General features: G+C 65.6%; 22 protein-coding genes. 8 read left to right on the plus strand and 14 right to left on the minus strand.

What is annotated here, in order from left to right; genetic code table 11:
- From KIH79_RS08620 to KIH79_RS08650, 7 genes are all read right to left on the minus strand, one after another.
- Positions 1–297, minus strand: a 297-nt coding sequence (locus KIH79_RS08620; protein WP_219059014.1) for an ATP-binding protein, incomplete at its 3' end; no start/stop codon positions are given.
- A 1-nt stretch (position 298) separates the two neighbouring features.
- Entirely contained in the window at positions 299–952 is a 654-nt protein-coding gene (locus KIH79_RS08625) for a DUF4194 domain-containing protein (protein WP_338023137.1), read from the minus strand.
- A gap of 80 nt (positions 953–1,032) precedes the next feature.
- Positions 1,033–2,574, minus strand: coding sequence for a DUF3375 family protein (locus KIH79_RS08630; protein WP_219059015.1), 1,542 nt, complete (start codon positions 2,572–2,574; stop codon positions 1,033–1,035).
- A gap of 83 nt (positions 2,575–2,657) precedes the next feature.
- Complete coding sequence (locus tag KIH79_RS08635; RefSeq protein ID WP_219059016.1) at positions 2,658–3,857, minus strand: ABC transporter permease; 1,200 nt, start codon at positions 3,855–3,857, stop codon at positions 2,658–2,660.
- Positions 3,850–4,638: an ABC transporter ATP-binding protein gene (locus tag KIH79_RS08640; protein WP_236023743.1), complete on the minus strand. Its 789-nt coding sequence runs from the start codon at positions 4,636–4,638 to the stop codon at positions 3,850–3,852. The genes KIH79_RS08635 and KIH79_RS08640 overlap by 8 nt, the downstream gene beginning before the upstream one ends.
- Positions 4,638–5,762 (minus strand): peptidoglycan-binding domain-containing protein, encoded by a 1,125-nt coding sequence (locus KIH79_RS08645; RefSeq protein ID WP_219059017.1) that lies wholly within the window; start codon positions 5,760–5,762, stop codon positions 4,638–4,640. Before KIH79_RS08645 ends, KIH79_RS08640 begins: the two co-directional genes overlap by 1 nt.
- A gap of 25 nt (positions 5,763–5,787) precedes the next feature.
- Positions 5,788–6,666 carry a hypothetical protein gene (locus tag KIH79_RS08650; RefSeq protein WP_219059018.1) on the minus strand — a complete coding sequence of 293 codons (879 nt, stop codon included), beginning with the start codon at positions 6,664–6,666 and terminating at the stop codon, positions 5,788–5,790.
- A gap of 150 nt (positions 6,667–6,816) precedes the next feature.
- Between KIH79_RS08650 and KIH79_RS08655 the strand changes: the two genes are divergently transcribed.
- A complete protein-coding gene (locus tag KIH79_RS08655) occupies positions 6,817–7,488 on the plus strand; it encodes a response regulator transcription factor (protein ID WP_219059019.1) in 672 nt (223 codons plus the stop codon).
- A complete protein-coding gene (locus KIH79_RS08660; protein WP_219059020.1) occupies positions 7,485–8,858 on the plus strand; it encodes a sensor histidine kinase in 1,374 nt (457 codons plus the stop codon). The genes KIH79_RS08655 and KIH79_RS08660 overlap by 4 nt, the downstream gene beginning before the upstream one ends.
- Before the next feature lie 42 nt (positions 8,859–8,900).
- Here KIH79_RS08660 and KIH79_RS08665 read toward each other — a convergent pair whose 3' ends face one another.
- Together KIH79_RS08665 and pcp are read right to left on the minus strand one after the other, a co-directional pair.
- Positions 8,901–9,686, minus strand: coding sequence for a M15 family metallopeptidase (locus tag KIH79_RS08665; RefSeq protein ID WP_219059021.1), 786 nt, complete (start codon positions 9,684–9,686; stop codon positions 8,901–8,903).
- A gap of 258 nt (positions 9,687–9,944) precedes the next feature.
- The gene (gene pcp / locus KIH79_RS08670; RefSeq protein WP_219059022.1) at positions 9,945–10,625 is read right to left on the minus strand and encodes a pyroglutamyl-peptidase I; all 681 of its coding nucleotides are present in this window, start codon (positions 10,623–10,625) and stop codon (positions 9,945–9,947) included.
- A gap of 219 nt (positions 10,626–10,844) precedes the next feature.
- Between pcp and KIH79_RS08675 the strand changes: the two genes are divergently transcribed.
- The 3 genes from KIH79_RS08675 (at position 10,845) to KIH79_RS08685 (ending at position 14,925) form a co-directional block, all read left to right on the plus strand.
- Entirely contained in the window at positions 10,845–12,446 is a 1,602-nt protein-coding gene (locus KIH79_RS08675; protein WP_219059023.1) for an ABC-F family ATP-binding cassette domain-containing protein, read from the plus strand.
- Between the two features lie 65 nt (positions 12,447–12,511).
- On the plus strand, positions 12,512–13,543 hold the full coding sequence (locus KIH79_RS08680) for a cation diffusion facilitator family transporter (protein WP_219059024.1): 1,032 nt from the start codon (positions 12,512–12,514) through the stop codon (positions 13,541–13,543).
- Between the two features lie 131 nt (positions 13,544–13,674).
- Positions 13,675–14,925 (plus strand): 5-methyltetrahydropteroyltriglutamate--homocysteine S-methyltransferase, encoded by a 1,251-nt coding sequence (locus KIH79_RS08685; protein ID WP_236023744.1) that lies wholly within the window; start codon positions 13,675–13,677, stop codon positions 14,923–14,925.
- Positions 14,926–15,028: 103 nt separating this feature from the next.
- Here the strand turns inward: KIH79_RS08685 and KIH79_RS08690 are convergent, their stop codons facing one another.
- Together KIH79_RS08690 and KIH79_RS08695 are read right to left on the minus strand one after the other, a co-directional pair.
- Positions 15,029–15,796, minus strand: coding sequence for a carboxymuconolactone decarboxylase family protein (locus KIH79_RS08690; RefSeq protein WP_219059037.1), 768 nt, complete (start codon positions 15,794–15,796; stop codon positions 15,029–15,031).
- A gap of 80 nt (positions 15,797–15,876) precedes the next feature.
- Positions 15,877–16,350, minus strand: coding sequence for a MerR family transcriptional regulator (locus KIH79_RS08695; RefSeq protein WP_219059025.1), 474 nt, complete (start codon positions 16,348–16,350; stop codon positions 15,877–15,879).
- Positions 16,351–16,791: 441 nt separating this feature from the next.
- On the opposite strand from KIH79_RS08695, the gene KIH79_RS08700 reads away from it, so the two are divergent.
- Positions 16,792–18,639: a bifunctional ADP-dependent NAD(P)H-hydrate dehydratase/NAD(P)H-hydrate epimerase gene (locus tag KIH79_RS08700; protein ID WP_219059038.1), complete on the plus strand. Its 1,848-nt coding sequence runs from the start codon at positions 16,792–16,794 to the stop codon at positions 18,637–18,639.
- A 102-nt stretch (positions 18,640–18,741) separates the two neighbouring features.
- The gene (locus KIH79_RS08705; protein ID WP_219059026.1) at positions 18,742–19,371 is read left to right on the plus strand and encodes an HAD family hydrolase; all 630 of its coding nucleotides are present in this window, start codon (positions 18,742–18,744) and stop codon (positions 19,369–19,371) included.
- Positions 19,372–19,448: 77 nt separating this feature from the next.
- Here the strand turns inward: KIH79_RS08705 and KIH79_RS08710 are convergent, their stop codons facing one another.
- The 3 genes from KIH79_RS08710 to KIH79_RS08720 all read right to left on the minus strand — a co-directional run bounded on the left by KIH79_RS08710 (position 19,449) and on the right by KIH79_RS08720 (position 24,478).
- Positions 19,449–21,359: an ABC transporter ATP-binding protein gene (locus tag KIH79_RS08710; protein ID WP_236023745.1), complete on the minus strand. Its 1,911-nt coding sequence runs from the start codon at positions 21,357–21,359 to the stop codon at positions 19,449–19,451.
- On the minus strand, positions 21,359–23,281 hold the full coding sequence (locus KIH79_RS08715) for an ABC transporter ATP-binding protein (protein WP_338023136.1): 1,923 nt from the start codon (positions 23,279–23,281) through the stop codon (positions 21,359–21,361). The genes KIH79_RS08710 and KIH79_RS08715 overlap by 1 nt, the downstream gene beginning before the upstream one ends.
- A gap of 273 nt (positions 23,282–23,554) precedes the next feature.
- The gene (locus KIH79_RS08720) at positions 23,555–24,478 is read right to left on the minus strand and encodes a LysR family transcriptional regulator (protein ID WP_219059027.1); all 924 of its coding nucleotides are present in this window, start codon (positions 24,476–24,478) and stop codon (positions 23,555–23,557) included.
- Positions 24,479–24,829: 351 nt separating this feature from the next.
- On the opposite strand from KIH79_RS08720, the gene KIH79_RS08725 reads away from it, so the two are divergent.
- Entirely contained in the window at positions 24,830–26,413 is a 1,584-nt protein-coding gene (locus KIH79_RS08725) for an ATP-binding cassette domain-containing protein (protein ID WP_219059028.1), read from the plus strand.
- The last annotated feature ends 39 nt before the right edge of the window (positions 26,414–26,452 follow it).

Below are 26,452 nucleotides of genomic sequence, written 5' to 3' on the forward strand. Positions count from 1 at the left end.
CTCCTGTACCCGACCGGCACGCCGTTCAACAAGGCGTCGAACTCCGGGCGCTCCGAACGCAACGACTACACGTATCTGCTCGGCATGACCGGCACGGGAGACGACGACCGGCCCAACTACCTGCGCGTCCACGAGCGTCGACTTGCCGGATTCGCTGGCGCCTGCGAGCAGCGTCACCGGCAGGTTTTTGTCCATCGACGGACGGAACTCGTGGTAGCCCTCGTATGAGCCCCAGTTGACGAGCCGGCGGCTTTCCATCATCCACCGGTCGGCGATCATCTGCAGTGCTGCGGGCATGTCACTCCCCTTCCTCATCGTTCGTGTTCGTTCCGGACGCGATGTCCAGCCACGATTCGGCCAGTTCGCGGTCGAGCGCCACCGGCACAAGCGGCGTGATCCGGTACAGCGTCTCGTCGTCCGCGCTGCGTTCGAGATACCCGTACGTGCACATCGCGGAGGCGACCGCTCCGACCTGTTTGAGCACGCTTTCCTCGTCGTTGCGCGCGGCGAGGTAACCGGTGCCTGTGGCGAGCGCGGCGCGTATTTCCTCGAGGCTGATCAGCCAGTTGTCGGCCGGTTCGCGCGCGTTGTCGTATTCGAGCACGCGGATGCGCAGAAACGCGAGCAGTGCGGCTTCCTCGCGTTTGAGGCTGACTCGGGTTTTGAGCGAGCGCAGCGTGATGTCGTCGCTGGCCACGGGCATGGCGACCATAACGCGGTAGCGGTCGTTGACGACCAGTTCGAGCAGGTCGTTGTTGAGGGAGCGTTCCACGGCGTCGCGGTTGTCGAGCGCGATGTCGTACAGTTCTCCGCTGATGTAGCGTTCGCGTTTGAGCGCGATCGCGGCTTTGCGCGCGTCGGCGGTCATGTCTCCGGAATCATTGTCGAACAGGGCATACGGGTTGACCGGCGGTTCCGGCTGTCCGCCGGTCGTGTCGGGAACGTCGGGCATGACCGTCGTCTCTTGCATTGCCGCAGGCGGGTCCGTCATGCCGTGTTCGTCGGTGTCGCGCGTGGCTGTGTTCGGTTCGTTCATGCCTGTTCCCCTTCTTCCCTGATGATGTCGTCCAGTTCGTCATGGCTGGCCAGGATCGGCTGCGTCACCCAGTCCCGGCGGTCATTGTCGAGTGATATGCAGTGCCATGTGGCGGTGTCCGGCCCGTCGCCTGCCGGCAACGCGCCGAGGAAGCCGACGAGTTCGCTTTCCCGGCGTTCCCCGTCCGGCAGCCGGTTGAAGCTGGCGGCGATGTCGATGCGCCCGTCGTCGCGGATGACCGGGTCGAGCCGGATGAGCGAGATCATGTGCGCGAGCCGTGGCCCGCCGCCGACGATCAGCGTTTTGAGGTCGACGGGCTGGCCGTCGTTGCCCTGCAGGATGTCCGGTCCCATGTCGGCGAGGCTGCGGGTCGCGGCGCGGGTCATGGATCGGGCCGGCCGTGTCGGCAGGGCGGTGATCTGCACGATCGAACCGTTGGTGCGGTAGGGGCGCGACGGGTCGTTCGGATGCGCTTTCGCGTCCGCGTTGAGATGGACGAACAGGCGGTTGAGCATGCCGAGCATGGTGCGGTAGCGCGTGTCGGTCTGCTGGCGGACGAGTCGGCTGACGGCTTCGTCCGAGACGCGCTGCTGACGTCGCACCGCCTCCAACCCGTCGTAGATGAGGTCGAGTTCATCGCGGACCTGATTGAGCAGCGCGCCCGAGGAGCCGGCCAGATACGGTGTTTTGGCGATGTCGCGCAGCGCGTCGTCGATCTGTTGGCGACCCTCGTCGGTGATGATCACTTGGAACGCGTCGTTGAACCGGCGGCCTGAATCGGATTCGTCGAATGCCTTCCGGTATTCGTTGTGGTAGGCGTTGAGGATGTCGTCGACGCTCATGTCGCCGCCCTGCATGCGCCGGCGCAATGCGTCGCCGTTGTCGCGTTCGGCGAGGACGAGTTCGCGCAGGTCGATGGGCACGCCGCGCAGCGTGTTGTGGATGACGGCGATCACGTCGGCGACCTGCGCGTCGGTCAGGTCGGCGTTGGCCTGCCCCTGCCGGATGCGTTCGATTTCACGCTGGCGTTCGTTGATTTCCTCGGTGAGCAGGCGCACGCGTTCGCTCGGATCGGAGGTCAGCTGCATGCGCGCGTGCTCGATTTCCATGATGATGCTGTTGGCCTGCGCTCCGGACAGGGTGCGCGTGTCGTCTTCAAGCTTGGACAGGGCTTCGATGGCACGGTGCGCGCGGGCGGTGAGCCGGTAGAGGAAGCGGTGCGATGCCGCGTCGTGCGCGTTGGCGAGCCATGCGTAGTCGCCGTCCCCTTCGCGGCTCAGGTCGATGAGGATCTGGCGCGCCGCCTCGGCGTAGGTCTGGTCCGGTTTGGGGGCGTATTCGCCGGCGTCGGCGAGCGCGGACAGGCTTTGCGCGAAATGCTCTTCGAGGGTTTCGCGGGGCAGTTCGCCGGTGAGCGGGTCGAATGCGGCGCGCAGCAATGCCACATAGAGCCGGGAGGTTTCTCGTCTCAGCAGGCGGAGCACGCCGGTGTCATAGACCGGTCGCAGCCGTTCCATTTCCCGCCTGACATCGCCCATAAGCCCGCCTCGCTTTCTTGGTGCAGAATACAAGGCTATCATGCCGGTTCCCGGGATCCGGCGCGGCAATCCCGGGAACCGAATCACTCGTTTCTCAGCGCCTCGGTCGGGGTGAGCCGGGCGGCTCGGCTGGCCGGATACAGTCCAGCCATGATGCCGACCGCCACGGCCGCGCTCCATGCGAGCGGCAGGCTGCCCCAATTCAGAGCGGGTGGCTGGTCGGCGGCAAGCGCCACGCCGCTTGCCACGCCCATGCCGATCACCATGCCGGCCATCCCGCCCAACGCGGAGAGCATGGCCGCCTCGGTGACGAACTGCATGCGGATGGTGCCGGGCGTGGCTCCCAGAGCGCGTCTCAAGCCGATTTCGCCGCGGCGTTCCATGACGGTGACGATCATCATGTTGGCGATGCTCATGCCTCCGACCGCGAGCGCGATCACGCCGATCATGAGGCCGAGCGTGGTCATCGAGTCGTTGGTGGCGTTGCGTGCCTTGGACAGGTCTGCCGAGGCGGTCACGCTCACGTTGCCGCCGGACAAATTGGCCGCGTGGGCGATCATGCGGCGCAGGGTGTCGGCGTCGCCGGATTTGGTGCGCACCCAGATCGCGCTGATTTTGGCGATGTCGTTCGCTTGATCGGGGTAATGCGCGAGCGCCCATGACCGGCCGATGATGGCGGACGTGTTGAACGCGTCGGCCTGCGGCAGGGGGTCGAGGATGCCGACGACCCCGTACCATGTGTTGTCGATGAGCACGCGGTCGCCGACGTCGGTGACGCCGAGCCGCCATGCGGTTTCCGAGCCGAGGACCGCGACGGGCAGGCGCTCGTTGTCGGCGTCGATGCCGTGGCCGTGCGCGTAGGTCGCGCCGATCGCGTCCAGGGCGCCGGGGGCCATGATGTTCAGGGCGAGCGCGTTGCCGTTGGATGTCGGTACGAGCTGGTTTTTGAAGATCTGGATTTTTTCGGGCGGCGTGTAGAAGACGCCGACTTGTTCGACGGACGGTTGCCTGGCGATCGTTTCGGGCGCATAATCGGGCAGCGGGATGGTCTGCCGTGAGACGTCCTGTCCGGGGGCGACGACCTGCAGGTTCGCGCCGAGCGCGTCGAGTCGGGCGAGCAATGCCGCCTGATTGGATGCGGCGATGCCGGACAGGGCCACGTAGGCGGCGACGCCCAATGCGATGCCGAGCGAGGCGAGCACGGTGCGCGAGACCCGCCCGGTCGCGCCGATCCATGCCGCATGCATGAGGTCGGCGATGCGCGTACGCAACGGTTTACGCATGATCGCTCTCCTTTCGCGCCGCCGTCTCCCCCGCTATCTCACATACCACGCCGTCGCGGATGCGCAGTCGTCGCGGGAACCGTGCGGCCACGTTCGGGTCATGCGTGACGACGACGAGACTTGCGCCGCTCTCGGCCGCGTTGAACAGCAGGCCGAGGATCGTGTGCCCGGTGTCGGTGTCGAGCGCGCCGGTCGGTTCGTCGGCGAATACGATGTCGGGGTGTTTGACGAGCGCCCGTGCGATGGCGACGCGCTGCTGCTCGCCGCCGGACAGTTGCGACGGTCTGTGGCGCAGGCGATGCGCCAATCCGACCTGTTCCAGCGCGGCGGCCGCGCGGTCGCGTCGTTCCGACCGTGGCAGGGCCGTGTATTGCAGGCCGACCATCACGTTCTCCAATGCGGATACGCTGGCGATCAGATGGAATTGCTGGAACACGAAGCCGATGCGTGCGGCGCGCAGGTCGCTGCGCTGCCGTTCGCCTATCGCGGTCACGTCGTCACCGTCGTATCGCAGTGTGCCGGATGTGGGCATGTCGAGGGTGCCGAGCAGGGACAGCAGCGTCGATTTGCCCGAGCCACTCGGTCCCACGATCGCGATGCGTTCGCCGCGGCCGATCGTCAGCGTCGTCGGATGCAGGATTTCCGTCATCGTCCCGTCCTTGCCGGGAAAGGCTTTGGTGACTTGTTCGAGCGTCAGCAGTGTCCCGTTCCCCTGCTCTCCCTGCCCGGGGGAGCTGTCAGCCATCGGCTGGCTGAGGGGGTCCATACCCACAGCCGTCATCACGACACCACCACCTTGTCGCCGGCCTTCAATCCATCGGCCTTGGTGAGCTGCACCTGCGCGTTCGCGACCAGTCCGATCTCGACCGGCACGCGCACGAGCGCGTCGCCACGCACCACGTCAACCGCGTACGTGGTGCCGGCGGATGCAACGATCGCGGTCACCGGCACGATCAGCGTCTCCGTGGTCGCCGAAGCGGACGTGTTCGGAATGACGAGGTTCACCGCAACCGGACCGAACTTCGCGACCTGCGACTGGTCGGGAAAGTCGACGCGCGCCGACGGCGAGGTCGTCTGTCCGTCCGCGCCGGTGGACTGGCCGCCCTGATCGACGGCGGCGAGCGTCGTGTCGATGGTCGTGTTGTCGGGCAGCACGACCTGCGCCTTGTCGCCGGCCTTGAACGTGGCGGCCTGCGTGGCGGTGAGCGTGGCTTCGACGTGCAGGGTGACGTTCGTGTAGCTGGCGGGGCTCACGTTCGACTCCCCCAGTTTCGCCTTGACCGCCGTGATGCGAATCGGCGCTGACAGGGCGACGGCCACGGACGACGGCTGGAACACGCCGTCCACCGCACTTCCGGTCAGTCCGAGCGACCGTTGCCATTGCCGGACCGCCTCGCGGGTCAGCCAGTCGAAATGCGCGTCCGGCGTGCCGGAGAAGAACCCGAGTTCGGCAAGATTCTGTTCGAGCTGGGTCACATCTGGACCGTCCGAGGCCTCCGTCTGCAACGTGCGCCAGAACGGGCGCTCGCCGTGGAACAGCGGCACGGGCACGCCGTCCATTTCGTACACCGGTTCACCGGTATTGATCTGTTTGCCGGCGACCGGCAGCTGCGTGACCGTGCCAGACGCGGCCGCGAAGTCGCTCGCCTTGTCGTATTGCAGGGTCGCGCCGAGTCGGGTTTCGGCGTTGAGCACGCCCTTGGCGACCGGCTGCGTGCGCAGCGTGGTCACGTCCACGTTCCGCGACGACGATGACGATTGTCCGTCGGCGGTCAGATGACCGATCAGGTTCCACGGTTTCGTCGCCACGCATGTCACGGTCAGTCCTGCAATGACGACGATCGTCATGATCGCCGCGATGACTTTGCGTCGTCTGCCAAACCGTCTCGCTTGCGTTCGTGTCATATCCATTGCTCCTTCGTCAACGCGTTCACTGAGCGTCGCGCATCACCTGCGTGTAGTCGTAGCCGAACTCCTCGGGCGTGCCGTCGAACCCGAACGAAACGCCAGTCTCGCCGACCGGGCAGTCCTTGAGGAAGCGGCGGAACTCCTCCTCGCTCACGGTCTTCGGGATCATGATCGTCGTCGGATTGTCGCCGTCCGGGTCCGCGACCCAGCCGTAGCCCTTCTCGCGCGCCTTCTTGGCGAAGTCGAGCGCCGCCTGCTTCTGCGCGTCGGAGACGGCCGGCTGCGTGTTCGCGTCCTGCACGGGCTGGGTGAAGTCCGGCACCTGCGCCTGGCACGCCGCGTAGTCCTGTTGTTTGGAGGCGTACGGGCTGCCGGCGAGCGCGGCGGCGTCCTTGAACATGACCCACACCTTGTCGTCCTCCACGGTGGTGAACGTCGCGCCCGCATACAGTTGCTGCGAACCCGAGTCGACGGTCATGCCGTTCGAGTCTCCGCTGACGGGAACCGGGTTGCCTGCCGCGTCGATCATGCGCAGTTCCACCGCGTTCTTCACCGTCGGCGCCTTGGATGCGTCCGTGGAGCCGGACGTGTCGGGCGCGGCCGCGGCCTGCGCCTCGATGCCCTTGCCGGTCAGACATGCGATGAACTTCTTCACGTTCGCGTCGGTCGACGCCGCCGCGTCATTGCCGGAGGCCACCGTGTCCGACGAATCGCCGCCGTTCGCGGCGAACGGCACGGAACAGCCGGCAAGCAGCGACAGGGACAACACGGATACGGCCATGACGGCCCATGTGCGACGAACGGTCACGGGCACGGGACGGTTCGGACGGCTCGCTCTCCTACCGGTGCCATCGGTCGGATCGGCCTGCGCAAGACGGTTCAGCGGGAACTTGTCGTTCATCATTCCTCCTTGGGATCGGTGTCGCACCCCATCCAACCGTGCCGTCCGTGGCGTGTCGGTGAGGGAACGCATTACCCTCGCATTACCGAACGAGCCGGAAGATAATGGACGAGAACACAAGTCGGACAAGAACAAGCGGGAGGGAAGAGCATGCGAATCCTGATCGTCGAGGACGATCGCGAACTGGCCGCCGCGTTGGACGACGCGCTGCGCTACGAGGGCTACGCGACAAGCCTCGCCACGACCGGCACCGAAGCATTGCAGGCGCTCGCCGATCAGAACGTCGACATCGTGCTGCTCGACCGCGATCTGCCGGTGCTGTCGGGCGATGCGGTGATGGCAACGATCGCGGCGAACCGCATTCCCGTCGCCGTCATCATGCTCACCGCCGCGGCCGGCATCAGCGATCGGGTCAGCGGGCTCGATCTTGGTGCGGACGATTATCTGACCAAGCCGTTCGCCTATCCCGAACTGTTGGCACGCATCCGGGCGATGCAGCGTCGTGCGGGCAAGGCGAACGCGACCGCCGCGGTGCTCACGCGCGGCGATATTACGCTCGACACGGCGCGGCGTCTCGTGTTCCGCGATCACGGACGCGCGCTTGTCAAACTCACGCCGAAGGAGTACGGCGTGCTGCTCGAACTCATGCGCGCCGACGGCGGGTATGTGAACGTGCCGGAACTGTACGAGGCGGTCTGGGATGATCCGACCGCGGCGGAGCCGGCCGACGTGGTCAAGACCACCGTGTATTCGCTGCGACGCAAGCTTGCCGACCGGAACGTGATCGTCTCGACGCGAGGGGAAGGATATCGGCTGCGATGAACCGCATGCGCATGTTGGCCGCGCGACTGAAACCGCGCACGTTCAAGACGACCATGGTGGTGTCCATTGCGGCCATAGCCCTGCTGATGATGACGGCCGTCGTCGTCACGCAGAACCTCATCGTCGCGCGCGTCGCCGCCGAACAGAACATGACCGTCATGTGCGTCGCCACGAACGCGCCGTCATCCGACGGCACGAATGCCGACACCGGCACCGGCTCCGCTGACGATGACGCGCTGTCGGCGTCGGGGTCGTGCGACGAGGGCACGGCCGCGCTCGACAGCGACGCAAGCATCGACGTGTTCGACCGGTCGGATGCGCAATACTCGTTCGGTCTGGTCAAAACCGTGGATGCGGTCACCGGTTCGTTCGTCAGCACCATGCGCGCGGCGTCCATCGTCATGATGATCGTGTTCGGGCTGCTCGCGCTCGGCGTCGCGTGGATCGTCGGCACGGCACTGTCGACGCGCGTCGCCGACGTCGGACGACAGGTCGAAGCGCTCCATCCCGACGATCTGCACGCGCGCATCACCGACGCGCACGGCAACGACGAAATCGGCAGGCTCGTCGTGTCGATCAACGGCATGCTCGACCGTGTGCAGGCCGCGTCCGAAGCGGAGCGACGGTTCGTGTCGAATGCGTCGCACGAACTGCGCACGCCGATCGCCGCGGTGGAGACGAATCTCGACGCGCCGCTCGCCCAAGGCCGTTTCCCCGCCGACGTGGAGCCGTCCGTGCGCCGCGCGCTCGCCGCGAACCGTCGTGGCGCGCAGCTCGTGCAGGCGTTGCTGACGCTGTCGCGCATCCAGAACGGGGTGATCGGCGAAACGAGGTCCGCGCGTAAGAACGGCGGAGAGACGACGCAGGCCACGGATCTGACCGGCTGCGTGAACGACATGATCGACGGCGTTGCGGATGACGCCGCGGAACGAGGCATCGTCATCAACGCCGACGACCTGCCTGCAGCGACTGCGTCCGCGGACCGGGCCCTGCTGGAACTGGCCGTGGGCAATCTCATCCGCAACGCCGTCGTGCACAATACGGACGGAGGTTCGGTCGACGTCACGATCGCAACCGACGGCGGGACGGAACCGGACATCACGCTGACCGTGACGAACACCACCGACGAGACACTGCCCGATGATCTGCGCGAACTCGTCCAGCCGTTCCACCGCGGCGAGCATTCGCGCATCAGCGCCGTGCCCGGCGTGGGATTGGGATTGTCGATCGTGCGCGCCGCATGCGACGCGATGAACGCGACGCTTGTCCTGTCCCGACCCGGGCGAGGCATGTTCCGGGCGACGGTCGTGTTTCCTTCCCGACGCGCGTGTTGCGGAACGCTGCGGAACATGGCAAAGTCCGCCTTATGAGCCGGGCTGGGACCATCCGGAACAAGGCGCCTCGGCAACGGACTACAGTTCCTCCAAAACCTCGCCGCTGTTATGGAGCGCCTTGGCGGTCTCAACGCCCACATAGCGCCAATGCCACGGCTCGTATTCCACGCCGGTCACGTTCGTCTTGCCTTCCGGATAGCGCAGAATGAACCCGTAATCCCACCCGTTGGCGGCAAGCCAATCGTAGACGCGCTGATTGGCGTCCGAGTCGGATGCGCCCGCGGCGTTGATGTCCGCGGCGAGCCCCAGCTCATGCTCGCTGGTGCCGGGCAGAGCGACCTGAAGACGGGCCTTTGCCTCGGCGTCCTTCTCGTCCATGCCGTCGTTTTCGTACAGGAAGATCTTGTCGTTGAGCAGCTGCTGCTGCTCGTCATACGTGCGATAGCCGGCGGTCACTTCGGGGTTCAGCCCGTCGGCGCGCATCGCGTCGAACATGCGCTGCAGATCCGGGTAAGCGCGCGAGTCGATCCGCTGGCCGTTGGCAAGCTGCGTCAGTTCCGGCGTGGGCCAGTCGTCGGGGATGCGCTGCCATCGGTTGACGACGATCGTGTTCCACGAGTCGGCGGAATAGGCCGCTTCGGGCAGACCGGGCGCGAACGGGCCCCAATGGGCGATGCGGCCAAGGCCGAACAGCGAGCCGGCGATGATCGCGGCCGCGGCCATGAACGCCGCGATCAGCCGAACCAGCGCTTTCGCGGCCCGCTGCCTGCGATAGCTGGCGAAACTGCGGACGGTTCCCGCGCGGGTTCCTCCCCGTGCGGCGGAGGCCGCCGGAATCGTGTCCGTTGCGATGCGCGTTGCCATGTCGTCGTCCTTCCCCTCGACCGCGCGCGGCGCACGGCCCGCATGCCGTGCGTCCCGCGCCGTTCATGCCGTCAATCGTAGGAATTTCGAACGTTGCGCACCATCGGCCGGCGGGATGAAGCCGGCGGGCAATACCCTGATTCTTGGGGATGACGTCGGGGTGAAACCCCTAGGGGTCGGCGTCGGGGAGGCGACGGGAGCGTCTCGCAGGCATGCGCCGGAAGGACGACGCCGGATCGGGCCGGCGAGATCGGCGAATCAGCAGATCGTGCCGGCGACGTCTCGCGCACCGCGCTCGCCGTCCGCCGTGCCGGCGTCGTCGTTCACGATCGCTTCGATCGCATACGTGAGCGCCCGCGTCATCGTCGCGATCTCCATCGTGGGCGTGGAGGCCGGCTTGCCGACGCCCTGTCCGGTCGCGAACGGCACGTGGACGAATCCGCCTTTGACTCCGGGGAACGTGCGATCGAGCAGGTAGAGCACGTGGTACATGACGGCGTTGCACACGTAGGTGCCGGCCGTGTACGAGACGGCGGCGGGAATGCCGTGGGCGTTGATGTTCCGGACCATCGCCTTGACCGGCAGCGTCGCGAAGTACGCGGCGTCGCCGTCCGCGCGCAGCGGCGCGTCGATCGGCTGTTCGCCGTCGTTGTCGGGGATGGACGCTTCGGCGAGGTTGATCGCGACCCGTTCGACGGTGATCGCGGCGCGTCCGCCGGCCTGTCCGACGCACAGCACCCAGTCGGGCCGTTCGCGTTCGATGGCCGCCTCGACGACCCGGGCGCTGCGCGTGAACGCGGTCGGGATCTCCAAGGACACAACGCTCACACCGGCAATGTCATTCGGCAGCCGTTTGACCGCCTCGAACGCGGGGTTGACGGATTCGCCGCCGAACGGGTCGAATCCGGTGACGAGGATCGTGCGTTTGCTGTCGGACATGATTGCTCTCCTTTCCGCCGTTTCCGCGAATCCGTCGCGGCCGGGCGTTCCTGTCGCTTCCAGACTACCGCCGGACGGCCGCCGCCGTTCTGCGATCCGCACCCATTCGCTATAGTGGAGCGTTGGACTTTGCGGCGAACGGCGCACGGGCACGGATCGGCCGCACGCGGAAACAAGGAACCTCGGCAACGGGTACGAGACGGAAGGCGGGCTGACGGGATGGCCATCGAAGCGCAGGGACTTGAGATTCAGATCGGGGCGCGCACGCTCCTGCATCCGACCGACTTCCATGTGGCCAAGGGCGACAAGATCGGTCTGGTCGGCCGCAACGGCGCCGGCAAGACGACGCTGACGCGCGTGATCACCGGCGACATGCTGCCCTCGGCCGGCAAGGTGCGCGTCTCCGGCAAGCTCGGCTATCTGCCGCAGGACACGCATGCCGCCGATCAGACGCAGACCGCGCTCGACCGCATGATGAGCGCGCGCGACATCGCGACGATCATCGCCCGCATGCGCAAGTGCGAGAAGGAGATGACTGACCCGGATCCGGACGTGATGACGCGCGCGATGAACCGCTACGACAAGATCATGCAGGACTTCGACAAGGCCGGTGGCTACGCGGCGCAGTCCGAGGCGATCGCCATGGCCGACAGCCTGGGCCTGCCGCAGGACGTGATGAACCGCGAGCTGGGCACCCTGTCCGGCGGCCAGCGCCGCCGCATTGAACTGGCGCGCATCCTCTTCTCCGACGCGGACACGCTCATCCTCGACGAGCCGACCAACCATTTGGACGCCGATTCGATCGAATGGCTGCGCGGGTTTTTGAAGAAGTTCGAAGGCGGCTTCCTCGTGATCTCCCACTCGACCGAACTGCTGGACGAGGTCGTGAACAAGGTGTGGCACCTCGACGCGCACCTCGGCCAGATCGACATGTATTCGCTCGGCTGGAAGGCGTACCTGCACCAGCGCGCCGTGGACGAGGAGCGCCGCCGCCGCGAGCGCGAGGTCGCCGAGAAGAAGGCCGAACGCCTCATGAAGCAGGGCATCCGCCTGCACGCGAAGGCCACCAAGGCCGTGGCCGCGCAGAACATGATGCGCCGCGCCGAACGGCTCCTCGAGAACACGTCCGAGGCGCAGAAGAAGGAGAAGGTCGCCGATATCCGCTTCCCCGAACCCGCGCCCTGCGGCCGCACGCCGATCATGGCGAAGGACATCTCCAAGGCGTACGGCTCCAACATCGTGTTCGCCGGCGTGAACCTCGCCGTCGACAAGGGCTCGCGCGTGGTCATCCTCGGCTACAACGGCGCCGGCAAAACCACCACGCTGCGCCTGCTCGCGCACATCGAACAGCCCGACACGGGCGTGGTCGAATACGGCCACGGCTGCAAGATCGGCTACTTCGCGCAGGAACACGACACGCTCGACCTGAACGCGACCGTGCTCGAGAACCTCACGCACGTCGCACCGGAACTGAACGACACGCAGGCGCGCTCCATCCTCGGCTCGTTCCTGTTCTCGGGCGACGACGCGCTCAAGCCCGCCCGGGTGCTCTCCGGCGGCGAGAAGACGCGACTCGCGCTCGCCACGCTGGTGACCTCGCGCGCGAACGTGCTGCTGCTCGACGAACCGACCAACAACCTCGACCCGGCGTCGCGCGACGAGATTCTGAAGGCCATCGCCAAGTACGAGGGCGCGATCGTGCTCGTCACCCACGACGAGGGCGCCGTGCAGGCGCTCAACCCGGAACGCGTGCTGCTCATGCCCGACGGCGACGAGGATTTGTGGAACGACAGCTATTTGGAGCTCGTGGCCGAGGAGTGATCACCGATCCCCGATGCTCCTACAATGTGTGGTGTTTCAGGCACATCATGGGCAAGAGGGGAATCATGAGCGAAACACAGGGCCGGATCGCGTCCGGCGAGGGCGAAACCGTTCAACAGCAGGCCAAGCATGCGGGAGCCGCCGTCAAGGCGGCGCTCGCCGCGAACATCGGCGTCGCCGTCGCCAAACTGTGCGCGGCCGCGTTTACCGGATCATCGGCCATGCTGTCCGAATCCGTGCATTCGATCGCCGACTGCTCGAACGAGATCGTCCTCATGATCGGCGGCCGATTCTCCAGGCACCGCACCGACGGCGACCATCCGTTCGGCCTGTACCGCGCGAAATATCTCGCGTCGTTCGTCGTGGCCACGCTGCTGTTCTTCGTCGGCGGGTTCTTCTCGACTTCGGAGGCGATCAAGAAGATCGTCGGCGTGATCGCCGACCCCGCATTGCGCGACGCCAACCAGATCGAACTGGTCGCCGCGCTCGTCGTGGTCGCCGTCAGCGCCTGCCTCGAAGGCTACGGCCTGCATTCGAGCGTCAAAGAGGCGAACGAGCGCATGGCCCGCACGCGCACGCCGCACATGGGCGTCTTCCGGTTCTGGCGGCGCACCAAGTCGGCCGAGCTCGCCTCCGTCATCATGGAGGACACGCTCGCGCTGATCGGCCTGGCGTTCGCCGGCGCCGGCATCGGACTCGCGATCCTGCTCGACGACGAGCTGTGGGATGCGATCGGCGGCCTGATGGTCGGTCTGGTCCTGATATCCGGCTCGCTGCTGCTCGCGTTCAAATCCGGCTCGCTCTTGCTCGGCGAGACCGTCGACCGTGTGACGCGCGACGAGATCGTGGCCGCAGTCACGTCGACGCCCGGCGTGGACCGTCTGCTCAACATGCAGACGATCCACATGTCCGAGGACGACATCCTGCTGTGCCTCAAGGTCGAGACGTCGAAGCTAGACCGCGACTACGACGTGGAGACGGTCGACAAGATCGAACGCGCGGTGCGCGGCGCATTGCCGTGGTACCGGTTCGAGATCTACGTCGAACCCGACGTCTTCCGCCCGGAGGCGCACCGCGGCGCGTCGGCGCGCGCCTAATCCGCCCGTCGTCGGAGGGAAGCCGAAGGGAAATGGACTCGCGTGGGCGCCGTAGGCCGGATTGCGGTAAGGTTACGCAACGTATCAACCGAATCGCAATGCGCAACCGATGCGCAAGATCGTGAGGAACCATGGCATATTCGCACAACGCGCCGTTCCGCGCCGACGTCGTCGGCAGCTACCTGCGTCCTGCCGAACTGAAGGCCGCGCGCGCCGACTTCGAGGCCGGCAGGATCGACGCCGCCGCGCTCAAGGCCGTCGAGGACCGGTGCATCACCGAACTGGTCGCCAAGCAGAAGGCCGCCGGCCTACACGTCATCACCGACGGCGAGTTCCGCCGCGGCTGGTGGCATCTCGACTGCATGTGGGGCTTCGCCGGCGTCGAGAAGGTCGCCATCGACCAGGGCTACGTGTTCCACGACGAGGTGACCCGCGCCGAATCCGCCCGCCTGTCCGGCAAGATCGCGTTCGACGGCGCGCACCCGTTCGTCGACCACTTCAAGTTCCTCAAGGCGTTCGAGGACGACACGGTCGTGGCCCGCCAGACCATCCCCTCCCCCTCGCAGCTGTACGCCGAGCTGTTCCGCCCGGAGAACATCGCATCCGTGCACGAGTTCTACGGCGACGATCAGGCCGCCTACGACAAGCTGGCCGACGACACGGCCGCCGCGTTCCACGGCCTCATCATGGCCCTGTACGAGGCCGGCTGCCGCAACGTGCAGCTCGACGACTGCACGTGGGGCATGTTCTGCGACCCGAACTTCAACTCTCACTACACGCCCGAGGAGTTCGCCGCGATGCAGGAGCAGTACGCGGCGATGAACAACGCGGCGATCGCCGGTCTGCCGGCCGACCTCGTCGTCACCACGCACGACTGCCGAGGCAACTACCATTCGACGTGGGCGTCCGCCGGCGGCTACTCGGTCGTGGCCGACGTACTGTTCGGCAAGGAGAACGTGGCCGCCTACTATCTCGAGTTCGACGACGACCGTTCCGGCGACTTCGCGCCGCTCGCCAAGGTCACGGGCGACAAGAAGGTCGTGCTCGGCCTGATCACGTCGAAGAAGCCCGAGCTCGAGGACCCGGAGGTCATCAAGAAGCGCATCGCCGAGGCCGCGCAGTACGTGCCGCTCGACCGCCTGTGCCTGTCCACCCAGTGCGGCTTCTCGCGTCCACCGAGGAGGGCAACAAGCTCACCGAGGAGCAGCAGTGGGCCAAGATCGCGCTCGTGCAGTCCATCGCCAAGGAAGTCTGGGGCTGAGGCCAAGCAGAGGATCCATCCCTCTGACCTCAGCCCTCGTGGCGGAAAAGGTTCGCTGAGACATGTCTCAGCGAACCTTTTCCGCCACGCGCGTTTTTCGCTGGAGGTCTTCGCTCGCTAACGGATGTCCCAACGAGCGAAAACCGCCACAGAAAGGCATCGGCGCACGTTCCAGGGAAGCCGTCGCTGGAACTGACCGAGTGGGTCGGTTCCGGCCGGGCTCCTTACTCACCGGCCTTAGTCGCGGCTTCGTTGATGCAGCTGATCGCGTTCAGCGTGCGAGGATAGCCGATGTACGGCATGCACTGCGAGACGACCGCGATCAGGAACGCCCTCTCGTTACCGACCTTGAGGTTCGCGCCCGCATGCGCGACGAGCTGCGGCTCGCACCCGCCCTGCGCCGCCAGATAGCACAGCGTGACCATCTCGCGCCGGCGATGGTCCAGCCCGCCGCGCGTGTAGTAGTCGCCGAAGCAGTTGCCGGCCAGCCACTTGTTGATGTGCCGGGTGTCGGCCGGTCCGGACCGCGCGAAGCCGCGCATGTGTTCGCCGAAGATGTCGATCTGCGCCTGCTCCCCCGCCGCGGCGCGCGTCTCCGGCGTGGTGGTCGACTGTCCGGCGAGCGGCAGCGCGATGCCCCGCGCCCCGAAGATGTCATTGGTCTTCTTCAGGAACGGCAGCACGCGGCCAAACCCGAGATAGGCGACCGCCTGATACACGATCTCCTTCACTTCGACTGGGCTGACGCCGGCCTCCAAAGCCACCGGCAGCATCAGCGCATACTCGTCGAGCCCCTGACAGCCGATCAGCGTGGCGAGAATCGCCATGGCGCGCGTCGCGTCGTCCAGATCGGGATGGTTCGCGCCCGGTTCGTTGATCACCTCATCGTACGCGAAGTTCGAGAAGAACTCCACGAACTCCGGGTCAGTTTCGGCCAGCGTCTTGTCGCCGTTCCAGAACTTGTTCATCGCGCTGCGCAATCCGTCGAACATCATCGCTCCTCCGTCGTTGCCGATATCATCACTGTCGATGCCATGCCATCGATCGCGTTCGTCGTGGCCGTGCCGGCCGATCACTGTTCGGCCTTGCCGCCGACCTGCAGTCGCTTGACCTTCTCCACGATGTCGCGGTTGTCCTCCAGCAGCCGCTCCGCGTCACGCTCCCGGCCTTCGGCGATCGCGCGCCAGTACAGCGTCTTGAACGAAACGTACGCCTGCTGCATGCGGATGCTTTCCGCCTTGGCCGCCAGCCGCAAGGCCTGCGCGTCGAGCAGCTCCATCTGCCGGCGTGCGCCATCCGGCCCGTCGAAGCGGTTCTTCAGATACGCGCGCATCGACTCAAGCGGCATACCCGTCGCGGCGAGGCATGAGATGATGCTCAGCGCCTCGAGGTCCGCGTCGGAGTAGGCGCGATGCCCGGAACTGGGGTCGCGGGCGATCGGATCGATGATGCCGATCTGCTCGTAGTAGCGCAAGGTCGATTCGGGCAGCCCGGAGATCATCGACGCCTCGCGGATGGTATGCCAAGTGGTTGTGCTGGTGCTCATACCGGCAACATTAGAGACTTCGAGCGCTTGAAGTAAACACGCGACACTCCGTGCGGCGCGGCGTTGCGCCGGCGGCGTGCGCCCCGAAGGCGAGCGAGCGCTCCGCCGCGCCGCGGAACGGAAGTCTTCCCATCCAACTTAAGGCACCAGCATACCCGTCCGCGACGGATCAGGCCAGTGCGCCGGTCGCGTTGTGGGCAACGTCACAGGGGGTTCGCGGACAGTTGGACGCCGGATCGGCCCGCACGAGGCCATGCAGAGGCCATGCAGGCCATGTCCGACGCGTCTGCAGGCGACGTTCGGCCGGCATGCGGCGTGCCTTGCGGACACTGTCGGCGCACTGTCGGCGAACTGCCGGCGCGAAGCCGAAAACGCGGGTAAAGTAGAGCAGACGGATATACGGTTTCGCCGATGTCAGGGAGGTTCATCATGGCTGAAAGCATGAACGTGCAGAACGACGGCAACAGGCTGCATCTGTTGCGTCACGCCGCGTACCGCGTCGACGACGTGCGCGCGATGGAACGTCCTCTGCTGGACGACGGTGTGCCGTTGATGCGCATGGCCGCCACCGCCGCGGCCCGCGTGACCGCCGACCTGCTCGAGGACGAGGGCCTGGCGTTGGGCAATGCGCGCATCGTGCTGCTGGCCGGTGCCGGGGACAACGGCGGCGACGGCCTGTACGCGGCGGCCGCGTTGGCGGAGAACGGCGCCTCGGCGACGGCCGTGACCGTCGGACGCAGCGTGCACGAGGAGGCGTTCGCCGCGTTCGTGCGCGCCGGCGGCAAGGTGCTGGTGCTTGATCCGGCGTCCGACATTCCCGGATGCGCGGCCGGGTTCGGCGCGGGAGAGGCCGGCGAACGTCTGCGCGCCGCGGTCGAGCTGGCGCAGCATTCCCATGTGATCATCGACGCGATGACGGGCATCGGCGTCAAGGGCGCGTTGCGCGGCATCGCCGGCACGATGGCGTCGTCGCTGGGTGTGGACGGCACGGTTCCCGATCGCACCGCGCTGCCGGACGGGGACACGGCCGGCGAGTTTCCTCTGGTGGTGGCCGTGGATGTGCCGTCCGGCGTGGGCGTGGACGACGGGTCCATCACCGGCCCGTACATTCCCGCGGACGTGACGGTGACGTTCGGCGCGTTGAAGCCGTGCGCGATGCTGCCTCCGGCCTCGTACGCGTGCGGCAGGGTCACGCTGGTCGACTTCGGCTTCGATCTGGAGGGCGTGCGGCCGTTCGTCCGTATGGTGTCCGGGGACAGCGCCAGCGAGGCGATTCGCCTGCCTCGGCTCGCCGACGCGAAGTACGCGCGCGGCGTGACGGGTCTGATCACCGGCTCGGTGCGCTATCCGGGGGCGGCCGTGCTGTCGTGCCGGGCGGCGTCCCGCACGAATGTTGGGCTGATCCGCTACATGGGTCCCGAACGCACGCGCGGCATGGTGCTGAACGCCGTTCCCGAGGCGGTGATCGGCAAGGGCCGTGTTCAGTCGTGGGTGGTCGGTTCCGGCGTGCCGGACGGCGAAACGGACGAGGACGACGCCGACGTGCAGCGCCAGACCATTGCGAAGCTGCTGTCCCACTACGCGTTGAACGAGGACGACGAGGATCCCGATCTCGCCTACGAGATGCCGCCGATCGTCGTGGATGCGGGCGCGCTCGACCTTCTGCCGGACGAGGTGCCGCCGCAGGTGGTGATCACCCCGCATGCGGCGGAGCTCGCGTCCCTGCTGGAACTGCGCGGCGAGGATGTGGACGCGCGCGACGTGCAGCTCGAGCCGCTGCATTGGGCGGTGCGTGCGCATGAGCTGACGGGCGCGACCGTATTGCTCAAGGGGGCGATCAGCATCATCGTCGGCGACGGAGTCAGGACCGACGAGGCGCAGGACGAGTCGCGCGCGAAGGCCGCCGGATCGCTCAGCGGCGACGATGCGGACGACATCGAATACGAGAACGGGGCCGACGCGTCGGACGAACCGCGCGTGCTGCTGGCCGGCCGCGCGCCTGCCTGGCTGGGCACTGCCGGCGCCGGCGACGTGCTGGCGGGCATGGTCGGCGCCCTGCTCGCCCAGCAGGACGACGACGCGTCGATTCCGCAGGTCGTCGCCGACGGCGCGTACCTGCACGGCTATGCCGCGGCGCTCGCGTCCGAGTCCGATCAGCGCGGCTTCACGCCGCCGACGATTTACGGCATGTCGCCGCGCGGCCCGCTTGGCGGCAAGCTCGGACACCCGATCGTCGCCTCCGACGTGATCGACGCGATTCCCGCGGCGTTCCGCCAGTTGCTCTCGTAACGCACGCGGACGGCGGTGGGGATGGAACGGATGCATGGTTCCATCCCCGCCGCCGGTACACTGTACTTCATCATTCACCCGGCAGATTCGCAAGGAGTTCCCATGACCCAGTCCCCCGTCACCGACGTCATCTTCGATTTTTGCGGCGTGCTGCTCGACTGGCAGACGCGCGCCTGTCTCGAAGGACATTTCCCGGACGAGGTCGTCGCCGCGATCTGCGCGGACGACGATCCGCACGGTTTCTTCCGCTATGAGGACCGCATGGACGCCGGCGAGGATTTCGCCGACATCTACCCCGACGTCGTGCGTGAGCAGGGCGAGGACATCGCGCGGATCTTCAAGTACTACATCGATCATTACGATGATGCGCTGCCCCGCACGCTGCCGGGCATGGTCGAACTGCTCGAGGATCTCAAACGCCACGGTTACGGCGTGTGGGGACTGACGAACTGGTCGCATGAGACATTCCACTTCGCGTTCGGGAAATTCCCGCGCCTGGCCGAACTGCTGAACGGCACGGTCGTCTCCGGCGTGGAGAAGCTGCACAAGCCGAACGCCGACATCTACGAACTCGCGCTGAACCGTTTCGGCCTGAACGCCGGACAATGCGTGTTCTTCGACGACACCGCCAGGAACGTGGTCGGCGCCAACGAGGTCGGCATCCACGGCGTCCTGTTCGAGAACGCGTTGCAGGCCCGGGAATCCCTCGCCGCGCTCGGCGTGCGCCTGTAAACAACTTCGTTCAGGCGTAAAGAAGCCCGTATGCGAAACGTGCATACGGGCTTCTTGCATTCATTCAGTGACCCTTGTTACCGATTGCCCTTGAGACCGGTATACAAGGTGTAGTACCGGCCTTGCTGGGCGATGAGCTCGTCGTGCGTGCCGCGTTCGATGATGCGGCCCGCTTCGATCACCATGATGCAGTCGGCGTTGCGGATCGTGGACAGGCGGTGCGCGATCACGAACGTGGTGCGTCCCTTCATGAGCTCGTCCATGCCGGCCTGCACGAGCGACTCGGTGCGCGTGTCGATCGACGACGTCGCCTCGTCCAGAATCAGCGCGGGCGGGTCGGCCACGGCTGCGCGCGCGATCGCGAGCATCTGCCGCTGGCCCTGGCTCAGCGACGCGCCGTCGCCGGTCAGCTGCGTGTCGTAGCCGTTCGGCAGCTTTTCGATGAACGTGTGCGCGTTGGCGAGCTTCGCCGCGGCGATCACCTCCTCGTCGGTCGCGTCGAGCCGGCCGAAGCGGATGCTCTCCATGATCGAGCCGGAGAACAGGTGCGTGTCCTGCAGCACCATGCCGAGCGAACGGCGCAGGTCGGACTTGTGGATGTCCGTGATGTCGATGCCGTCGTACGTGATCGTGCCGGAGTCGATGTCGTAGAACCGGGTGATCAGGTTCGTGATCGTCGTCTTGCCGGCGCCGGTCGAACCGACGAGCGCGATCTTCTGGCCGGGCTTGGCGAACATCGTCATGTCGTGCAGGATCGTCTTGCCGGGCACGTAGCTGAACGTGACATGGTCGAGCCGGATGTCGCCGCGCATCGGCACGATCCGTCCGTCCGCGCCGCGCCAGCCCCACTGGTCGGTACGATCGTCCGTCTCGGTCAGCTTGCCGGTCGCGGCGTCGCGGCGCACACTCACCAGCGTCGTCTTGCCGTCATCCGATTCGACCTGCTGGTCGAGCAGCTTGAAGATGCGGTCCGCGCCGGCCAGGCCCATGACGATCGCGTTGAGCTGCTGACTGACCTGGCTGATCGGCATGGTGAAGCTCTTGACGAACGTCAGGAAGCTCACCAGCCCGCCCAACGTGAGTCCGGTCATGTGATTGACCGCAAGCCAGCCGCCGACGAGGGCGCACAGCACGTACGCCACGTAGCCGAGCTGGTTGTTGATCGGACCGAGGAATCCGGAGAACATGTTCGCCTTGTTGGACGCGTCGAACAACCGGTCGTTGCGTTCTCGGAAGTCGGCCTTCGCCGCCGCCTCGTGCGTGAACACCTTGACGACCTTCTGGCCGCTCATCATCTCCTCGACGTAGCCGTTGAGCGCGCCGACCGACTTCTGCTGGCGGGAGAAGTACGTGCCGGACTTGCCGGTCATGACCTTCGTCATCCACACCATGAGCCCCGATACGACGAGCACGACCACGGTCAGCGGCACGCTCAGGTAGATCATGCTGAACAGGATCATGACGATGCTGAACACCGAGTTGATGATCTGCGGAATGGACTGCGAGACCATCTGCCGCAGCGTGTCGATGTCGTTGGTGTACAGGCTCATCACGTCGCCGCGCGTATTCGTGTCAAAGTAGCCGAGCGGCAGACGCTGCATGTGCTCGAACATGCGGTTGCGCAGGCGGCGCAGGAAGCCCTGCGTGATGAACGCCTTGAGCACGGCGCTCACCGCGTTCGCGACGATGCCGGCCGCGTAGATCGACGCCATGACGCCGATCGCGCCGAGCAGCGGGCCGAAATCGTGATCGTACGAGGCGAGCATCGGCGTGATGTAGTTGTCGATGAGCGTCTGGAAGAACAGGTTGCCGCGCACCTGCGCGTAGATCGTGACGACGATGAGCGCGATCACGATGCCGTACTGCACGCCGTACATGCCGAACACGAACCGCATGAGCCGCATGAAAATGCGGAACGGATGCTCCAGTTCACGCCCCTTCTTCGCTTCGGCCGCCATGCGGCCGGCATTGCCTCGTGGTCCGGGCATCAGCGCACCTCCTTGTCGTCGACGTCGTTGCGGACGCCATCCTGCGTATCGTCGTTTGCGGCGTCCGTGTCGTTCGCCGCGCCCTTCACATCCGACGACAGCTGCGCGAACTGCTCCTCGTCGAAGTCGCCGCCGCCCTGCGTCTGCAGTTCGACGATACTGCGGTAGATCTCGTTCGTTTGCATGAGTTCGTCGTGCGTGCCGACGCCGCTGATCCGCCCGTCGTCGAGCACGACGATCATGTCCGCGTCCTGCACGCTGGAAATGCGCTGCGCGATGATGATCTTCGTCACGTCGGGCATCTGGCTGGCGAACGCGTGACGGATCCTCGCGTCGGTGCCGGTGTCGACCGCGGACGTCGAATCGTCCAGAATCAGCACCTTCGGATCCTTGAGCAGCGCGCGTGCGATGCACAGACGCTGCTTCTGGCCGCCGGAGAAGTTCTGTCCGCCCTGCTCGACCTTCGACTCGTAGCCGTCGGGCAGCTTGTCGATGAACTCGTCGGCGCAGGCGATCGCGCACGCGCGTCTGCAATCGTCGACGGTCGCGTTCGGATTGCCCCAGCGCATGTTGGACAGGATCGTGCCGGAGAAGAGCACGTTGTTCTGCAGGACGACGGCGACTTTGTCGCGCAGCGCGTCGCGGTCGTAGTCGCGCACGTCCACGCCGCCGACCGTGAGGCTGCCGCCGGTCACGTCGTACAGGCGCGGGATGAGGTTGACGAGCGTGGTCTTGGACGAGCCGGTGCCGCCGATCACGCCGACGACCGCGCCGGACGGGATCGTCAGGTTGACGTCGGTGAGCACGTTTTCGGGACCCTTCGCGATGAGCTGACGTGTCGCTTCGATGCGACGCTTGGCGGCCGGATCGTTCTCGGAGAGCTTGACGGCCGGGTAGGCGAAATCGACGTGCCTGAACTCGATCGAACCGTCGCGCACTTTCTTGACCGGATGCGCGGCGGCGGGCATGTCGTCGGTTTCGGTGAGCACTTCGGCGATGCGGCGGGCGCTGGCGGACGACATGGTGATCATCACGATCGTCATCGACAGCATGACCAGGCTCATGAGGATGTTCATGCAGTACATGAGCAGGCTGGTCAGGTCTCCGGTGGTGAGCCGGTCCTGCACGATGAGGTGGGAGCCGACCCAGCTGATGAGCAGCAGGCAGCCCCACACGGTGGTCTGGATGATCGGGTCGACGGAGGCGAGCACCAGTTCGGCCTTGAGGAAGATGTCGTAGATGCGCTTTGACGTGGCTTTGAACACGCGCGTCTGCATGGGTTCGCGGGCGAACGCCTTGACCGCGCGCATGGCGGTGACGTTCTCCTCGACCGACTCGTTCATCGCATCGTATTCGGGGAACGCCTGACGGAAGTACTTCGCGGCGATGTTCATGAGGATGCCGAGAATGGTGCCGAGCACGACGACCGCGCCAAGATAGATGAGCGCCATCGTGCCGGAGACGACGAACGCCATGCACATGGCGATGATGAGGCTGGAGAACGCGCGCGGCACCATCCTCAGGATCATCATGAACGCGTTCTGGATGTTCATCACATCGGTGGTGAGCCTCGTGACGAGGCTCGGCGTGGAGAACCGGTCGATGTTCGAGAACGAGAACGTCTGGATGTTGTCGTACTGGTCCTGTCTGAGGTTCTTCGCGAAACCGGTGGCGGCGCGCGAGCCGAACACCGAACCGAGACAGCCCACCGTAAGCCCGCACAGGGCCATGAGCACCATGAGCCCGGCCGTGCGCGAGATCACGCCCATGTCGCCCTTCTCGACCCCCTGGTCGATGAGCGTGGCCATAAGCAGCGGGATGATCATCTCGCACGCCACCTCGCCGATCATCCATATCGGCGTCAGGATCGAGTCCCGTTTGAATTCGCCGACGTGTTGCAGCAGTATTCGCACTGTTTTCACTTACCGTTCCTCCATGCTGGTTGCCGCGCATACGAGCGTCCGTGCCGAGCGCGGCTCCTGTGAACGCAAACAAGACTAGCAACACCGTCGGTCCGCACGCGTTCGCACGTCCCGCATGATGACCATGCGCAGCCACGCACGACGGTATCCGTCACGAATCATTCGCATGCGGCTGCACATGATACGCAACGGCCGGGGCCGCTCCCGACATTGCGGGAACGACCCCGGCCGTTGCGCATCGCGCGACCCGATCAGCCGCGCAGGGGATCGGTTTCAGTCGATCAGCTTGTACCCGTGCGAGGCGACCACCGACTTGAGCTTCGACAGATAGTCCTCCGCCGCCTTCGACAGCTTCGCGCGTTCGTTGGTGATCCAGCCGACGAGCATCGTCTCGTCCGAGTCAAGCGGCACGGTGACGATCTTCTCGTTGTTGAGGTCGCCGTTGTCGATGCCGGTGCACACCGTGTAGCCGTTGAGGCCGACGATGAAGTTGAGGATCGTGGCACGGTCGGTCACGTTGATCTGCTTCGGGTTGTATTCGGGCCAGACCGCTTCCTCCGCGAAGTAGAAGCTGCCGTCCTCGCCCTGCTCGTACTGGATGAACGGGTAGGGCTTGAGGTCCTCCATCGTGAGCTTCTTCTTGTTCGCCAGCGGGTTGGTGCGGGCGAGGAACACATGCAGCGGGGCGCGGAACAGCGGGTGGAATTCGAGATGCTTCTCGCGCAGCAGCTTGCCGATCACGTCCTTGTTGAAGTCGGACAGGTACAGGATGCCGATTTCGGAGAGCATGTTGGCGACCTGGTTGATGATGTCCTTGGTGCGCGTCTCGCGGATCGTGAACTCGTATTCGTCGGACTTGATCGAGTTGATCATCTCGACGAACGCCTCGACGGCGAACATGTAGTGCTGGGTGGACACGGAGCACAGCTGCTTGCGCGGCTTCGCGTTCTTGTAGCGCTCCTCGAGCAGGGCGGCCTGGTCGAGCACCTGACGCGCGTAGGTGAGGAACTCCGCGCCGTCGACGGTCAGTGCGATGCCCTGCGACGAGCGGGTGAAGATCTCGATGCCCAGTTCGTTTTCGAGTTCCTTCACGGAGGAGCTCAACGCGGGCTGCGAAACGTACAGTTCATGCGAGGCCTCGTTCATCGACCCGCATTCGACGATCTTGACGATGTATTTCAGCTGCAGCAGTGTCATAAACTCCAGTTATAGCGTAAGCCCGCTACGTGAAGGGCGTTTATAAGTCCGATTCCCGTGTATGATGTGAATCGTTCAGTACAGACAGCGGCGGTTCGATATGCCAGAATCGCCGGAACGACAAGGACTTACCACGTTGATTATTCGATAAGCGGCACCGGCGGACGGCTTCGCAGATGAAGCATATCCGTATGGAACGCTTGTCGCACGGCTCCGCGCATGGATTCGCCTCGAATCCACGGTGGCCGCGCCGTCCTTGCATATGCCGTTCGCATATTGGTGCCATACGCAATCATATCCATCACACCGCAACCGAAGGTTCGCGGCAAACATACTGCATTGGAGCACCATATGTCACCGAATTCCGTACTCACGTTATCCCGTATCACCTTCACCTATCCCGAGGCGCCGGAACCGCTGTTCGAGAACGTGTCGGCCACGTTCGCCCGTGGTTGGACCGCCGTATTGGGCGACAACGGCATCGGCAAGACCACGCTGATGCGCATCGCGCTCGGCGATCTGCACCCCGATTCCGGCAGCATCTCCCCCGCTCCGGGCGGCTTCGTTCCCGGGTACTGCCCGCAGAACACCGACGAAACGCCGATGAATCTGGACGATTTCGCCAACGACTGGTCGCCGGAGACGCTGGCGATCCGCCGTGATCTGGACATCGGCGACGACTGGCCGTGGCGAGTCGGCACACTGTCCGGCGGCGAGGCCAAACGGCTGCAGGTCGCCTGCGCGTTGGCGTTGCGCCCGGACGTGCTGGTGTTGGACGAACCGACGAACCACGTGGACGCGCCGACCCGCGGGCGCATCATCGCCGCGTTGCGTTCGTTCGGCGGCATCGGCATCCTCGTATCGCATGACACGGCATTGATCGACGCGGTGGCCGATCAATGCGCGTTTTTCGAACGCGACCACGTGCGCGGGCGGAACGTGACCGTCGTGCGCATGCGGCCGGGCAACTATTCCGCCGCATCGGCGAGCGCGGCGATCGATCGGCGGTCGGCGGATGCGGCGTTGCGCGAGGCACGGCGCGAATCCGCGCGATTGTCGTCGGTCAAGGCGCAGCGCAAGCATGACGCGACGCTGGAGGTGTCGTCGGCCAGAAACCATCGTTTCGTCGATCCGAAGGATCATGACGCGCGCAACGCGATCAAATACAACCACAATCCGAGCAGTCTCGGACCGGCGAGCGCCCGTATCGACGCGCAGGTCGAGGCGGCCCAGGAGAAGGCGGCAGGCATGGTCACGGCTGCGAAACGGTATGACGGCGACATCTGGATGGATGCCGAGTCGAGCGGCCGTCGTGAACTGGTGCGATTGGAGGCCGGATTCATTCCCTACGGGGACGATGCCGACGCAACGGTTTCGGAGCGTGGCGACGGCGTCGCCATTCCCATGCTGACCGTCGGCCCGCACGATCACATTGGCATCAGCGGTCCGAATGGTACCGGCAAGACCACGCTGGTCAATGCGATGCTGCACGCCATCGATCAGGATGAGCGGCGCACCGGATTGCATGTGCCCCGCCTGGTGTTGCCGCAGAACACCACGGATGCGGATGCCCGGTGGGCGATGACGCGTCTGGCCTCATTGACGCCGCAAGATCGCAGCATCGTATTGTCGTCCGTCGCACAGCTCAACGCCGATCCGGACCGTCTGCTCGCCGGCGGCAACCCGTCGCCGGGTGAACTGCGCAAGCTGCTGCTGTGCTTGGGCCTGCGCCGGCATCCGCATCTGATCGTCATGGACGAGCCGACGAACCATCTCGACCTGTATTCGATGCAGGCGTTGGGCCGTGCACTGGCACGGTATCCCGGCGCGTTGATCCTCGTCTCCCATGACGAGGGCTTCCTGCGGCAGACCGCCACGGTCCGCTGGTCGTTGCATCGCAACGGCGGCAATGCGCGGCTGACGGTCCGCGGATAGCACTGTGTCCTTCCGCCGGTGAATCCGCCGGAGGAAGGA

This window comes from Bifidobacterium miconis, from assembly GCF_019331735.1.
Lineage (GTDB): Bacteria > Actinomycetota > Actinomycetes > Actinomycetales > Bifidobacteriaceae > Bifidobacterium > Bifidobacterium miconis.

Bases quoted from the DNA above. Each gene is read 5' to 3' on its own strand.
- KIH79_RS08655 (WP_219059019.1), top strand. From the start codon at position 6,817: ATGCGAATCCTGATCGTCGAGGACGATCGCGAACTGGCCGCCGCGTTG.
- KIH79_RS08680 (WP_219059024.1), top strand. From the start codon at position 12,512: ATGAGCGAAACACAGGGCCGGATCGCGTCCGGCGAGGGCGAAACCGTT.
- KIH79_RS08720 (WP_219059027.1), bottom strand. From the start codon at position 24,478: ATGACACTGCTGCAGCTGAAATACATCGTCAAGATCGTCGAATGCGGG.
- KIH79_RS08640 (WP_236023743.1), bottom strand. From the start codon at position 4,638: ATGACGGCTGTGGGTATGGACCCCCTCAGCCAGCCGATGGCTGACAGC.
- KIH79_RS08675 (WP_219059023.1), top strand. From the start codon at position 10,845: ATGGCCATCGAAGCGCAGGGACTTGAGATTCAGATCGGGGCGCGCACG.
- KIH79_RS08645 (WP_219059017.1), bottom strand. From the start codon at position 5,762: ATGACACGAACGCAAGCGAGACGGTTTGGCAGACGACGCAAAGTCATC.
- KIH79_RS08725 (WP_219059028.1), top strand. From the start codon at position 24,830: ATGTCACCGAATTCCGTACTCACGTTATCCCGTATCACCTTCACCTAT.
- pcp (WP_219059022.1), bottom strand. From the start codon at position 10,625: ATGTCCGACAGCAAACGCACGATCCTCGTCACCGGATTCGACCCGTTC.
- KIH79_RS08710 (WP_236023745.1), bottom strand. From the start codon at position 21,359: ATGCCCGGACCACGAGGCAATGCCGGCCGCATGGCGGCCGAAGCGAAG.
- KIH79_RS08685 (WP_236023744.1), top strand. From the start codon at position 13,675: ATGGCATATTCGCACAACGCGCCGTTCCGCGCCGACGTCGTCGGCAGC.
- KIH79_RS08660 (WP_219059020.1), top strand. From the start codon at position 7,485: ATGAACCGCATGCGCATGTTGGCCGCGCGACTGAAACCGCGCACGTTC.
- KIH79_RS08695 (WP_219059025.1), bottom strand. From the start codon at position 16,350: ATGAGCACCAGCACAACCACTTGGCATACCATCCGCGAGGCGTCGATG.
- KIH79_RS08650 (WP_219059018.1), bottom strand. From the start codon at position 6,666: ATGAACGACAAGTTCCCGCTGAACCGTCTTGCGCAGGCCGATCCGACC.
- KIH79_RS08625 (WP_338023137.1), bottom strand. From the start codon at position 952: ATGCCCGACGTTCCCGACACGACCGGCGGACAGCCGGAACCGCCGGTC.
- KIH79_RS08635 (WP_219059016.1), bottom strand. From the start codon at position 3,857: ATGCGTAAACCGTTGCGTACGCGCATCGCCGACCTCATGCATGCGGCA.
- KIH79_RS08690 (WP_219059037.1), bottom strand. From the start codon at position 15,796: ATGTTCGACGGATTGCGCAGCGCGATGAACAAGTTCTGGAACGGCGAC.
- KIH79_RS08700 (WP_219059038.1), top strand. From the start codon at position 16,792: ATGAACGTGCAGAACGACGGCAACAGGCTGCATCTGTTGCGTCACGCC.
- KIH79_RS08705 (WP_219059026.1), top strand. From the start codon at position 18,742: ATGACCCAGTCCCCCGTCACCGACGTCATCTTCGATTTTTGCGGCGTG.
- KIH79_RS08630 (WP_219059015.1), bottom strand. From the start codon at position 2,574: ATGGGCGATGTCAGGCGGGAAATGGAACGGCTGCGACCGGTCTATGAC.
- KIH79_RS08665 (WP_219059021.1), bottom strand. From the start codon at position 9,686: ATGGCAACGCGCATCGCAACGGACACGATTCCGGCGGCCTCCGCCGCA.